The sequence below is a fragment of the Ferrovibrio terrae genome (assembly GCF_943372915.1).
Classification (GTDB): domain Bacteria; phylum Pseudomonadota; class Alphaproteobacteria; order Ferrovibrionales; family Ferrovibrionaceae; genus Ferrovibrio; species Ferrovibrio terrae_A.
The window spans coordinates 109,474-122,215 of sequence record NZ_CALSAN010000005.1; the positions used below are offsets into that span (position 1 = coordinate 109,474).

General features: G+C 65.0%; 13 protein-coding genes. 6 read left to right on the forward strand and 7 right to left on the reverse strand.

Annotation, left to right across the window (positions count from 1 at the left end):
- Positions 1–35: 35 nt before the first annotated feature.
- The 3 genes from AAG821_RS05380 (at position 36) to AAG821_RS05390 (ending at position 4,996) form a co-directional block, all read left to right on the forward strand.
- Positions 36–3,530 (forward strand): indolepyruvate ferredoxin oxidoreductase family protein, encoded by a 3,495-nt coding sequence (locus AAG821_RS05380; protein WP_341911502.1) that lies wholly within the window; start codon positions 36–38, stop codon positions 3,528–3,530.
- Positions 3,531–3,618: 88 nt separating this feature from the next.
- Entirely contained in the window at positions 3,619–4,467 is an 849-nt protein-coding gene (locus AAG821_RS05385) for an alpha/beta fold hydrolase (protein ID WP_341911504.1), read from the forward strand.
- A gap of 40 nt (positions 4,468–4,507) precedes the next feature.
- Positions 4,508–4,996, forward strand: a complete 489-nt coding sequence (locus AAG821_RS05390; RefSeq protein ID WP_341911505.1) for a GNAT family N-acetyltransferase — start codon at positions 4,508–4,510, stop codon at positions 4,994–4,996.
- A gap of 28 nt (positions 4,997–5,024) precedes the next feature.
- Here the strand turns inward: AAG821_RS05390 and AAG821_RS05395 are convergent, their stop codons facing one another.
- The 6 genes from AAG821_RS05395 to AAG821_RS05420 all read right to left on the reverse strand — a co-directional run bounded on the left by AAG821_RS05395 (position 5,025) and on the right by AAG821_RS05420 (position 8,555).
- Positions 5,025–5,495 carry a hypothetical protein gene (locus AAG821_RS05395; RefSeq protein WP_341911507.1) on the reverse strand — a complete coding sequence of 157 codons (471 nt, stop codon included), beginning with the start codon at positions 5,493–5,495 and terminating at the stop codon, positions 5,025–5,027.
- A complete protein-coding gene (locus tag AAG821_RS05400) occupies positions 5,495–5,884 on the reverse strand; it encodes a hypothetical protein (protein WP_341911509.1) in 390 nt (129 codons plus the stop codon). Before AAG821_RS05400 ends, AAG821_RS05395 begins: the two co-directional genes overlap by 1 nt.
- A 2-nt stretch (positions 5,885–5,886) precedes the next feature.
- Positions 5,887–6,171: a DUF2312 domain-containing protein gene (locus tag AAG821_RS05405; protein ID WP_341893923.1), complete on the reverse strand. Its 285-nt coding sequence runs from the start codon at positions 6,169–6,171 to the stop codon at positions 5,887–5,889.
- A 131-nt stretch (positions 6,172–6,302) separates the two neighbouring features.
- Complete coding sequence (locus tag AAG821_RS05410; RefSeq protein ID WP_341911512.1) at positions 6,303–6,617, reverse strand: DUF1244 domain-containing protein; 315 nt, start codon at positions 6,615–6,617, stop codon at positions 6,303–6,305.
- 9 nt (positions 6,618–6,626) lie between these two features.
- On the reverse strand, positions 6,627–7,763 hold the full coding sequence (locus tag AAG821_RS05415) for a carboxylate-amine ligase (protein ID WP_341911514.1): 1,137 nt from the start codon (positions 7,761–7,763) through the stop codon (positions 6,627–6,629).
- Between the two features lie 3 nt (positions 7,764–7,766).
- Positions 7,767–8,555, reverse strand: coding sequence for an N-formylglutamate amidohydrolase (locus AAG821_RS05420; RefSeq protein ID WP_341911516.1), 789 nt, complete (start codon positions 8,553–8,555; stop codon positions 7,767–7,769).
- 104 nt (positions 8,556–8,659) lie between these two features.
- Between AAG821_RS05420 and AAG821_RS05425 the strand changes: the two genes are divergently transcribed.
- From AAG821_RS05425 to AAG821_RS05435, 3 genes are read left to right on the forward strand one after another with little or no spacing between them, the layout of a single operon-like run.
- Positions 8,660–9,952: a ferredoxin-NADP reductase gene (locus tag AAG821_RS05425; RefSeq protein WP_341911518.1), complete on the forward strand. Its 1,293-nt coding sequence runs from the start codon at positions 8,660–8,662 to the stop codon at positions 9,950–9,952.
- 1 nt (position 9,953) lies between these two features.
- Complete coding sequence (locus AAG821_RS05430) at positions 9,954–10,601, forward strand: glutathione S-transferase family protein (protein ID WP_341911520.1); 648 nt, start codon at positions 9,954–9,956, stop codon at positions 10,599–10,601.
- Positions 10,598–11,812 carry an MFS transporter gene (locus tag AAG821_RS05435; RefSeq protein WP_341911521.1) on the forward strand — a complete coding sequence of 405 codons (1,215 nt, stop codon included), beginning with the start codon at positions 10,598–10,600 and terminating at the stop codon, positions 11,810–11,812. Before AAG821_RS05430 ends, AAG821_RS05435 begins: the two co-directional genes overlap by 4 nt.
- Positions 11,813–11,837: 25 nt before the next feature.
- Here the strand turns inward: AAG821_RS05435 and AAG821_RS05440 are convergent, their stop codons facing one another.
- Entirely contained in the window at positions 11,838–12,728 is an 891-nt protein-coding gene (locus AAG821_RS05440; RefSeq protein WP_341911523.1) for a hypothetical protein, read from the reverse strand.
- Positions 12,729–12,742 lie beyond the last annotated feature (14 nt).

Genomic DNA, 12,742 nt, shown 5'->3' on the forward strand with positions numbered 1-12,742 from the left:
CGGATCGGCGACTACGGTAGCGGGAGGAGCACCGGATGCTGGCGAATGTAACGCTGGACGACAAGTACACCCTCGAGCGCGGCCGGGTTTTCCTGACCGGCACGCAGGCGCTGGTGCGCCTGCCGATGCTGCAGCGAAAGCGCGATCTGGCCGCCGGCCTCAACACCGCCTCCTTCATCTCCGGCTATCGCGGCTCGCCGCTCGGCCTGTTCGACCAGCAGCTCTGGAAAGCCCGCAAGTTCCTTAAAGCGAATCACATCGAGTTCCAGCCCGGCGTGAACGAGGATCTGGCCGCCACCGCCGTGTGGGGCAGCCAGCAGCTCAACCTGTTCCCCAAGGCGAAATACGACGGCGTGTTTTCGATCTGGTATGGCAAGGGCCCCGGCGTCGACCGCTCGATGGACGTGTTCAAGCATGCCAATGCCGCCGGCACCTCGCCGCATGGCGGCGTGCTGGCATTGTGTGGCGACGATCATGGCGCCGCCTCCTCCACCGTGGCGCATCAGTCCGAACATATGATGATGGCCGCGATGATGCCGATGCTGCATCCGGCCAATGTGCAGGAATTCATCGATTACGGCCTGCTGGGCTGGGCGATGTCGCGCTATGCCGGCGTATGGGTCGGTTTCAAATGCCAGACCGAGACGGTGGAAAGCTCGGCCAGCGTGTCGATCGACCCCGACCGCCTGCAGATCGCCTATCCGACCGATTTCCAGATGCCGGCGGGCGGCCTCAATATCCGCTGGCCCGATGCCATCCTGGAACAGGAGGACCGCCTGCAGCGGCACAAGGCCTATGCAGCTCTCGCCTTTGCCCGCGCCAACAAGATCGACCGCGTGGTGATCGACAGCCCGCGTCCGCGCCTGGGCATCATCACCACCGGCAAGTCGTATCTCGATGTGCGCCAGGCGATGGACGACCTCGGCATCAGCGAAGAGATGGCCGCCGATATGGGCATCCGCCTGTACAAGGTGGGCATGGTGTGGCCGCTGGAGCGCGAGGGCGCACGGCATTTCGCCGAAGGCCTGGAGGAAGTGATCGTCGTCGAGGAAAAGCGCGCGATCATCGAGAACCAGCTGAAAGAGCAGCTGTATAACTGGCGCGAGGATGTGCGCCCGCGCGTGATCGGCAAGTTCGATGCCGAGGGCAAATGGCTGCTGCCATCGGCGGGCGAAATCTCACCGGCGATTGTCGCCAAAGCGCTGTACACCTGGCTCAAGCGCTATGGTACCAATGCCCGCATCGAGGAGCGCATCGCCTTCATCGAGCAGAAGGAGCGCGAGTCGGCCGCCAGCAGCATCGGCAAGACCCAGCGCACGCCGTATTTCTGCTCGGGCTGCCCGCACAATACCTCGACCCGCGTGCCGGAAGGCAGCCGCGCGGTAGCCGGCATCGGCTGCCATTTCATGTCGCTGTGGATGGACCGTTCAACCGCCACGTTTACGCAGATGGGCGGCGAAGGCACGCCGTGGATCGGCCAGGCGCCGTTCACCGAGGAAAACCATATCTTCGCCAATCTGGGCGATGGCACCTATTTCCATTCCGGCCTGCTGGCGCTGCGCGCCTCGGTCGCCGCCAAGGTGAATATCACCTACAAGATCCTGTTCAACGACGCGGTGGCGATGACCGGCGGCCAGCCCCATGACGGCCAGCTGACCCCGCCGCAGATCACCCTGCAGGTTTATGGCGAGGGCGTCCGCCGCATCGCCGTTGTGACCGACGAGCCTGACAAATATCCGGTCGGCACCGAATGGGCGCCGGGCACCACGATCCACAACCGCGACGAACTGGACGCCGTGCAGAAGGAACTGCGCGAGATCGAAGGCTGCACCGTGCTGGTCTATGACCAGACCTGCGCCGCCGAGAAGCGCCGCCGCCGCAAGCGCGGCACCTTCCCCGATCCGGATCGCCGCATCTTCATCAACGAGGCGGTCTGCGAGGGCTGCGGCGACTGCTCGGTGAAATCCAACTGCGTTTCGGTCGAGCCGCAGGAAACCGAACTGGGGCGCAAGCGCAAGATCAACCAGTCGTCCTGCAACAAGGATTTCTCCTGCGTGAAGGGCTTCTGCCCCAGCTTCGTCACCGTGCATGGCGGCAAGGTGAAACGCGCCAAGGTGCAGGTGAAGAAGAATCCCGATGGCCTGGCCGATGACCTGTTCGGCAACCTGAAGACGCCTGAAGTGGCGCCGCTGGACCAGCCCTACAACATCCTGATCACCGGCATCGGTGGCACCGGCGTGGTGACGATCGGCCAGATTCTCGGCATGGCCGCCCATATCCAGGGCTATGGCACCAGCGTGCTGGACTTCACCGGCCTGGCGCAGAAGAACGGCGCCGTACTCAGCCATGTGCGCATCGCCAAAACGCCGGAAGATATCCACGCCGTGCGCGTGGCGGCGGGTGGCGCCAATCTGGTGCTGGGCTGCGACATGGTGGTGGCCGCGGGCGACGCTGCACTGGAAAAGATGCAGCGCGGCGCCACACGGGCGCTGATCAATACGCATCTGACGCCCACGGCGGCCTTCCAGCTCAATCCGAACCTAGTGCTGGACGACCAGCAGATGGCCCAGGCGATCCGCAATGCCGCCGGCGAGAACCTGTCGGAATTCGTCGAGGCCACCCGCATCGCCACGGCGCTGATGGGCGATGCCATCGCCACCAACATGTTCATGCTGGGCTATGCCGTGCAGCGCGGCCTGCTGCCGGTGTCGCTGGAGGCCCTGCTGCAGGCCATCGAGCTGAACGGCACGGCAATCGACGCCAACAAGCGTGCCCTGAACTGGGGCCGGCTCTATGCCCAGGATGCCAAGGTGGTGGACGAGATCGCCCGCCCCACCGTGATGGCAATGGAGCCGAAAGCCTTTGCCAAGACGGTGGACGAACTGCTGGCCGACCGCATGCCGCGCCTAGTGGCCTATCAGAATGAGGCCTATGCGCAGCGGTACAAGGCGCTGGTAGAAAAAGCCCGCACTGCCGAGGCCACCAAGGCCAAGGGCATGACCGGCTTTGCCGAGGCCGTCGCCCGCTATGGCTACAAGCTGATGGCCTACAAGGACGAATACGAGGTCGCCCGCCTCTACACCGATGGCGAGTTCCTCAAGAAGCTGAATGCGCAGTTCGAGGGCGACTTCTCGCTCTCCTTCCATCTGTCGCCGCCGCTGCTCAATCCGCCCGATCCGGAAACCGGCGTGGCGCAGAAGCAGCAGTTCGGCCCCTGGATGATGCGCGCCTTCAAACTGCTGGCCAAGCTGAAGGGCCTGCGCGGCACCAAGCTGGACGTGTTCGGCTACACCCATGAGCGCCAGACCGAGCGCCAGCTGATTGCCGATTACGTTGCGTTGGTCGAGGAACTCTGCGCCAGGATGACGCCGGACAATCATGGCCTTGCCGTGCAGCTGGCGAAGATTCCGGAAGACATCCGCGGCTATGGCCATGTGAAGGTGAAGCATCTGAAGGATGCCAAGGCCAAGGAAGCGAAGCTGCTCGCCAGCTTCCGCAACCCGGCACCTTTGGCCACGGCAGCGGAGTAGTCGCCGTCACAATGCCGCAGCGGCATGCCGCGACGTTACGACCTGTTTGGTAATTGCAGGATGGCGCGCGGCATGGCTTGATCGCGCCATGACGACGCCTGAAACAATCCGTTTACAGCGCAGTGAAGGCACCAGCTTCGCGCTGCAGCTCTATCCCGCCACCGATGGCGCGGCTGCCACGATCCTGATCCAGCCGGCGATGGGCGTGCAGGCCGGCTATTACACCCCGCTCGCCACGGCGCTTCGCGACGCCGGGCATAACGTGGCCGTCGCCGAACTGCGCGGCCATGAAGAAAGCGGCGGGCGCCGGCCGGGCCGCGATTACGATTTCGGCTATCACGAGATGCTGACCGAAGACTGGCCGCAGGCGATTACCGCGGTGAAGGCACGGTTTCCCGGCACGCCCTTCTATCTCTACGGCCATTCGCTCGGCGGCCAGGTCAGCAGCATCTATGCCGCCCATCATCCCGACCAGCTGGACGGCCTGATCCTCACGGCCGTCAGCTCGGTGCACTGGAAACTCTGGCCGCTGCCCTTCTGGCCCTACAGCCAGGCGGCGGTGCTGGCCGCCAAGCTGCTGGGGCATTTCCCGGGCGAGACATTCAAATTCGCCGGCCGCGAGGCGCGCAGCGTGATCGCCGACTGGGGCCGGCAGGCGCGTACCGGGCGCTTCTATTTCGGCAAGCCGCACAAGGTGGATCACGATGCCGTGCTGGCGACCATGACCCTGCCGGTGCTGGCGATCTCGCTGCAGGGCGATTTCTTCGCGCCCAAACATGCGCTGAACGACATCGTGCGGCGCTTCCCCAGGGCGGACGTCTCCCGCCATCATCTCGACCCGAAGGCGTTGGGCTTCGAGGGCATCGATCATTTCCGCTGGGTCCGCAAACCGCAGGTGGTGCTGCCCACCGTGCTGGACTGGCTGAAACGCCGGTGAAGGCTTGCGGGGCGGGCGTGGATCAGCCAGAACCGTGCTCATGCTGACGCTGAAACCGCTCTACACCCCGTATCTGGAAAGCCTGGCCGCCAATCCGGCGGCGGTTCTGGCCGAGCATCCGAACCATGCTGCGGTGATGGACCTCGCGGCCGAGGTGGCGACCGCCACGCTCGATCTCTATGCGCAGACCGGCGCCACCGATCCCTGGCTGAGTTATTTCGCGCTGCGCGAAACCGACAATGCCCTGCTCGGCATCTGCAGCTTCAAGTCGCCGCCGGTGCAGGGCCTGATCGAAATCGCTTTTTTCACCTTCCCGGGGAACGAGGGCCAGGGCGTTGCCAGCGTGATGGCGCGCGAACTGCTGAAGATCGCCTTCAACGAATACGAGATTCAGGCCGTGCTGGCGCATACCCTGCCGGAGGAAAACGCCTCGACGGCGATCCTGCGCAGCCGGGGCTTTGCACTGATTGAGGCGGTGGACGATCCGGAGGATGGTCTGATCTGGCGCTGGGCGCTGGCGCGACCGTGAAGCGGTGGCTCGGCCAGTTGCGCAGTGGTTACTGCGGGCGGCCTTCGAAATCCATGTCGAAAAGTTCCTGCGCCGACTTCAGGTAAAACACGGCGGCGGCGACAGAACCGGTTAATGGAAGTAGAAGGGTCTCAAGCCCCAGATCCCACGCTGAGATAGTCAATATGATCGCCAGCAGCGCATACCCCGAAGCTGCATATGCCATCAGCGATCTTATCCTGTAGCGCTCGAGCAGAATAAACACGGGGGCACCAAGAACGATCGTCAGCAAAATGCCGAGTGGCAGGGTGAAGATGGCGTAAAACAGCATGAGCCCTTGAGCCCGTACAATGACCTCACCGGTCAGGCCATACAGGCTGTATGCTTCAATGAAGCTAAAAACGCTGCCAAGCATGACTGCGGAAAAGAGCGTGGCAGCAACACCACCAAGCACAAAGCCCCCGCGAAATCGCCACAACAGCCGCATTGTCGAAGCGATACAGGACACGGCAGCCACCATCACCGCCCCTCGTAACACTTCACACGTGTGACTTCGCCGCTGTCGGTCTCGGTGCTTTTCTCGCGGTAGATTTCCATAGTGCCGCGATTCTTCAGGCGGCATTCGCCGACCGGAAACCAGCTGGATTTCACCTGCACGATGATGAACTCGTTCGGGCCCAGCCGGTCGGGCGCGCAATAGCGGTTCACCTCGCGGGGCTTGGCGATCACGGTGGAATTGACGCGGCCTTCGCGACGAATGCCGATCGGCCAGTTGTATTCGGTGAGGTTGGCGATCGAAACGCAGGCCTGCGCATCATCGGTGACCGGGCGCTGCGGCTGCGCCGCTGCGTCAGCGATCAGAAGCAGCGCGGCCAGGCCTGCGATACCGCCGGCAAGGCCGCTGCGCATGCTTACTCCGCCGCCGCTTCGTCGGCGCCGCGGCTGTCGGTCATGCCCAGCGCATCCATATAGACCTGCAGCAGCGTCTCCTGCTCGTCCAGCTCGGCCTTGTCCATCTTGCGCAGACGGATCACCTGGCGAAGGATCTTCACGTCGAAACCATGCGCCTTGGCCTCGGCATAGACTTCCTTGATGTCGTCGGCCAGCGCCTTCTTCTCTTCTTCCAGACGCTCGATGCGGGCGACCAGCTGGTTGAGCTGATCGGTCGAGAAATTGCCGGACTTGAGTTTGGCCATGGGCGGCGACCTTTGCAAAACAGAATGAAAGACTGGGGTTGGCGCGGATTATAGCCAGCACGGCCGGCGCGCCTATGCCCCAAGCTCCCCTCGTCCACACTTATCCACAGGAATGCGCCTGCTGTGGAAATCTAGTGTTTGTGGGTTTTCTGCGACTCGGCGAAGGCCTTCTGCTGCTCGGGCGAGGCTTCCTTCTGGTATTTCGCCTGCCAGTCGGCATAGGGCATGCCATAGACGATCTCGCGCGCCGCCATCTTCTCGATGGCGATGCCCTTGTCCTTCGCCGCATCCTGGTACCAGTTCGACAGGCAGTTGCGGCAGAAGCCGGCCAGATTCATCAGGTCGATATTCTGCACATCGGTGCGCGTGCGCAGATGCTCGAGCAGCCGGCGGAAGGCGGCGGCCTCGAGCTCTACCTGCGTCTTGTCGTCGATCGGGTCGGCCATCTCTGCCTCCTAGTCTGGGATCTGGAAATTCACGGTCTCGGCGATCAGCCAGTCGACCACGGCGCGCAATGCCGCCGCCTTGTCCATGCCAGCATGTAGCGCGTCGCGGTAGACTTGCAACTGCCGTTGCGCCGAAGTGCCGCGCGAAAGGATGCCGCGCGCCCGCTCCACCTCGGCCAGGCAGCCGAGCGCCACCGCCTCCTCGCGCACCAGGTCGATCAACTCGTCCAGCAGGGCGCCATAGGGCACCGCCTGGCCCTTGCCGAAATCGACCAGATTGCCCGCGACGCCATAGCGCTGGGCCAGCCAGCGGTTCTCGTCGATCAGCGTGTTGGCATAGATGCGCCAGCGCTGGTTCTTCTGTTTCAGGCGCAGGAGTGCTGCGAGCAGGCAGCGGAACAAGGCGGCGATGCTGATGCCGTCATCCAGCCGGGTGCAGACATCGGTGATGCGCAGCTCCAGCGTGGGATAGCGCGCCGACGGGCGGATGTCCCACCACAGCTTGGTCGCATCCTCGATCAGGCCGGCCTGCATCAGGCGGTTCACCAGCCGCTGGTATTCGCCCCAGGTTTCCAGGCGCTCGGGCAATCCGGTGCGCGGCAGGCTGTCGAATACCGAGAGGCGATAGGATTGCAGGCCGGTTTCCTCGCCCTGCCAGAAGGGCGAGGAGGCCGACAGCGCCAGCAGATGCGGCAGGAAATAGCTGACCTGATTCATCAGGTCGATGCGCAGGTCTTCATCGGCAATGCCGACATGCACATGCAGGCCGCAGATGATCAGCCGCCGCGCCACGCCGGCCAGGTCATGGGCCAGGCGGTCATACCGCGCACGGTCGGTGTGTTTCTGCTCGCTCCATTTGGCAAATGGATGTGTGGACGCGGCAATCGGCGCCAGATTGTGCTTAGCCGCCACTTCCGCGATGGCAGACCGCAGGCGCACCAGATCGGCGCGCGCCTCGCCCATGTCGCGGCAGACCTTGGTGACGATCTCGATCTGGCATTTGAGGAATTCGGGATTGATCTGGCCGCCGGCCAGTGCCTCGCATTCCTCCAGCAGGGCCGCCGGCGGTTCGACCGCCAGCACGCCGCTGCCGCGCTCGACCAGCAGATGCTCTTCCTCGATACCGATGGTGAAATCTTCAGCCATGCATCACGCGGCGCTGGCGCTGGGGGCCAGAATGCCGGCCTCGGTGAGCATGCGGCGGAAGCAGCGTTCCAGCCGTTCGGCCCATTGCGCGATGCCGGCCTCGGTGGCGACCAGATCCTGCCGCACCTCGATCATCACATGATGCAGGCCCCTGTTCTGGCCATGCTCGAAGATCGAATAGCCGGAATGGTCGCGGCCGCTATAGGGCAGGTTGTCGCCCACCAGCAGGTCGCCCTCGTCGCGCAGGGCCTGCAGCAGCGGCTGGGCCAGCCGGCCGTCGCGGTCCCAGACCACGCCGATATGCCAGGGCCGCGGCTCCTCGCGGGCACGCAAACGCGGCGTGAAACTGTGGATGGAGAGCAAGGCCGGCTGCGCGCTGCGCTGGCGCGCGGTATCCAGCGTGTCGGCGATGGCGGCATGATAGGGCCGGAAATAGCGTGCCATGCGGCGTTCGCGCTCCTCGTCGCTCAGGTCGCGGTTGCCCGGCACTACCGTGCCGTCGCTGACCTCGCAGATGAGCGTCGGATCGTCGGGCCGGCGGTTGCAGTCGATCACCAGCCGCGACACGCCCGACAGCACCGCCGGCGCATCCAGTGCGCGCGCCAGCCGCTCGGTGATCGCCGCGGTGCCGGGGTCCCAGCCGATATGGCGCAGCAGTTCGTCGTCGGGCAGGCCGAGATTGCGCAGGGCCGGCGGCACGATGCGGCTGGCATGGTCGCAGATCAGCACCGCCGGCGCGCGGCCCTGCGGATTGAGGACACGGAAACTCGGGGGTTCGGCGGCTTCGGTCATGAATCGGCGGGTTCGGATATGAAACAGCCGGCGGAACCGGTGCGGAAATCGGGGTGGCAGGTTTGCATAACCAAGGCAGGCTGCACTAAGGTTGCGGCGACATTTTGACCAATCATAACCGAAACGAAGCCGTGCTGCACCATATCGCCATTGTTGGCAGCGGTCCTTCCGGGCTGTTCTGCGCCGATGCCCTGCTCCGCCAGAAGCCGGAGCTGAAAATCGATGTCTTCGACCGCCTGCCGACGCCCTACGGGCTGGTGCGCTTTGGCGTCGCGCCCGACCACCAGGGCACCAAGGCGGTGACCCGGCAGTTCGACCGCCTGTTCGCCGGCGGCAATGTGCGCTTCCTCGGCCATGTCCAGGTCGGCACCGACCTGCCGCTGGCCGACCTGCGCAATCATTACGATGCCGTGGTGCTGGCGCTGGGTGCCCATGCCGACCGGCCGCTGGGCATTCCCGGTGAGAACCTGCCCGGCCGCTATGGCTCGATGGCCTTTGTCGGCTGGTACAACGGCCATCCGGATTTCCGCAATCTGGAGCCTTTGCTCGACAGGCCGGGCGCCGCCGTGATCGGCATGGGCAATGTCGCTATCGACATCGTGCGCGTGCTGGGCAAGACCAAGGCCGAAATGGCGAGCAGCGATCTCACCGCCCATGCCGCCGCCATGATCGCCGCCGCACCGCTGACCGATCTCTACATTCTCGGTCGCCGCGGCCCGGTGGAGGCGAGTTTCACCAGTGCCGAACTGGCCGAGCTGGGCCGGCTGGAGCGCGTGCGCCCGATCGTTCACAAGGCCGACCTGCCTGACACTCTGCCGGCGGGTCTCGACCCCAACGAGGCGCGGGTGAAGGACAAGAACCTGTCGATCCTGCATGAGTTCGCCGCACGCGAAGATGACAAGCCGATCCGGCTGCATTTCCTGTTCAACGCCATCCCCGAAGCCATCACCGGCAGCAGCCGCGTTGAAGGCCTGAAGATCAAGAACGGCCCGACGCTCGATGTCGGCACCGTCATCAGCGCCATTGGTTATCGCACGGCGGCCGATGGCGACCTGCCGCAGAGCGATGAACGCGGCGTGATCGCCAATACCGATGGCCGCATCGCACCGGGCCTCTATGTGGTCGGCTGGGCCAAGCGCGGCCCGTCAGGCACCATCCCGACCAACCGCGCAGAAGCCAAAACCGTGGCCGATCTGCTGCTCGCCGATTACGCCACCGACACCACGCCGGCCAAGGAGGGCTCGGCCGCGCTGGATGCCTGGCTGCAAAGCCGTGGCGTCAACGTGATGGACTGGGCCTGCTGGAAGCGTATCGAGGCGGCGGAAACAACCGCCGCGACACCGGGCAGCCCGCGTGCCAAACTGGCCGCCTGGGAAGACCTGCGGAAGCATCGCTAGCATGAAGCTCTACAACAACGACGGATCGCCTTTCGCTGCCCGGGTGCGCATGCTGCTGCGTGCCAAAGGCGGCGCGCAGATCGAACTGGTGAAGCCGCCGAAGGATTTCCGCAGCATCGCGCCGATCGGCAAGATCCCGGCCCTGTTACTGGATGACGGCACGCTGCTGCCGGAATCGGAAGTGATCTGCGGCTATCTCGATACCGTGCTGGGCGGCCCGTCGCTGTATCTCGACACGCCGCAAGCGCGCGCCCGGGTCACCCTGATGGTGCGGCTGTCCGATCTCTATCTGGCACCGCCGCTGCATGATTTCTTCGTGCTGCTGTTCACCGATCCGGGCAATCGCGAGGCGCTTGAGGCCCTGACCCCGGCTTTCGCGCGCGGGCTGAAATTCCTCGACATCTATGTGGCGAAGGATGGCTGCGCCGCCGAAGCGCGGTTCAGCCAGGCCGATTGCGCGCTCAGCCCCATGCTGTTCTACGTCGATGAGGTGCTGCCCGGCCTGATCGGTCAGACCCTGCTGGAAAAACGACCGATGCTCAGCGCCTACTGGCAGCGCATCAAGGCGCATCCGGTTGCAGCCCCGGTGCTGGATGAAGTCCGCACCAGCTGGCGGTCCTACCAGCAGAAACTCCAGGCGACGCAGTGAGCGATCCGGCCAGCCCGCCGACCCTGCCGGTCTGGCCGGTGCTGGCAGCCACCACCGGTACGCAGTCGGTCACCACATTATGCGCGCTGGCATTATCGGCCGTGGCGCCGAAAGCCGCTGCCGAACTGGGCACCGGACCCGGCCTCGCCGGCTATCAGGTGAGCCTCGTATACGCCGGCGCCGTCGTCACCTCACTGATCGGTGGCGGCTTTGTGCGTCGTCTTGGTGCCGGGCGCACCAGCCAGATGGCGCTGTGGCTCGCCGCTTTCGGCTGCCTGATCTCGGCCTGGGGCACACTGCAGACCCTGGTCCTGGGTGCCCTGGTGATCGGCCTGGGCTATGGCTGCACCAATCCAGCGGCGTCGCATCTGCTGTCGCGCACGCGCAGCGGCGCGCATATGAACCTGATCTTCTCGATCAAGCAATGCGGCGTGCCGATTGGCGGCATGCTGGCCGGCCTGCTGATCCCGCCGATCACGCTGGCGTTCAACTGGCAGATGGGACTGGCCTTCTGTGCCCTGCTCGGCTTTGGCCTCAGCCTGCTGCTGCAGCGCGCGCGACAGGCATGGGATGTCGACCGGCTGCCTGATGCGCCGCTGCTGCTCTCGCCGCTGGCGGGCCTGCACGTGGTATGGCGGCATCCGATCCTGCGCTGGCTGGCCTTGTGTTCGTTTGCCTATTCCGCCGTGCAGCTCAGCCTGACCGGCCTGCTGGTCACCTATCTGGTGACCGAAGTGGGACTGCATCTGGTGCTGGCCGGCACCTTGCTGGCGCTGGCGCAGACCGCCGGCGCATTCGGCCGCCTCGCCTGGGGCTGGCTCGCCGACCGCCTGAAATCCGGATCGAAGGTGCTGATCCTGAATGGCGTGGTGGCGATGCTGGCTGCGATTCTCACGGCATTGATTGATGCAAGCTGGCCGCTCAGCCTGACCGGTGCCACCGTGATGCTGTTCGGCTTCTGCGCCATCGGCTGGAACGGTGTGTTCATGGCGGTGATCGCCCGTCAGGCGCCACCGCAAAGCATCGGCCTGGCCACCGGCGCCACGCTCAGCATCACTTTTGCCGGCGTGGTGATCGGCCCATCCAGCTTCGCCTTCATGCATGACGCGCTGGGCCTGAGCTACGCCGATGGCTATCTGCTGATGGCCTTTGTCACCCTGATCGGTGCGCTGTGCATGGTGATCGCGCGTCGTGGCATTCCGGCGCGCTGACGCGCTATGGGCGTCATTCCGACGCCTACAGATCGCCGATGCGGAAATTCAGCTCCAGCACCTTGGGGTAGCCTTCCGGATTGGGCGGCATTCGCATCGGCTGTGCCAGCCGCATGGCGCGCAGGAAGGTTTCGATTGCCGTGCGGAAGGCGGCAGCCTGCGGCCGGCGATCGACAGCGATCTGGTCCCAGTTTTCCACCATCGCCCGCATGTCCCACGGATCGTTCTTGCCAAACGGTGGCGCCAGCATGCCGTTGGGCAGCACGCGATAACGACCGAAAATCCGGATGTCGGCAAACTGCGGCGCGTCGAAATCAATCACCCAGGCGCTCACCACCTGGCTGAGGAAGTAGTCGCTTTCCGACTGCGTCATGGTTTCGCCGGTCGCGCCCGCAGCACCGGGCGCGCCGGCGTCGCGATTGCCGGTGGGACGCGGCGGTGACTGCTGCTGACGCTGTGCCGGCGGTGCCGTCACGGTCGAGGGGCCGGCGCGATCGGGCACAGGGGCCGGCTGTGGCTTCTCGGCCGCCTGTGGCCGGGCACGCTCGCCGGCACTGGGTGGCGCCCGGGAGGGCGCCTCGGTGACGGGCGCGCGCTGCAATTGCGGGATACTGGGCGGCGGCACCGGGCGCGATGGCTCGGGCGTCATGGTCTGCTGCTGTGCCGGCGGGGCCGGCGCCTGGGCGGGAGCCGGTTGCGGTGTCGGCGGCGGTGCCGGAGTCGGAGTCGGCTTGGGCGGCTCTGGCATCACGAATTCGGCCAGGATCGGCGGTGGCTCGGGCTGGATTCGCCAGGTCCAGGGTTCGAGCAGAAGCAGCAGCACGATCAGGCCATGCAGCAGCAGCGACATCGCAACACCCAGCCAAAGGCGGCGATTATCCCAGTCCTGTGCGCGATATTCCAAAAAGGTGGCCATCACAAACACTTAGC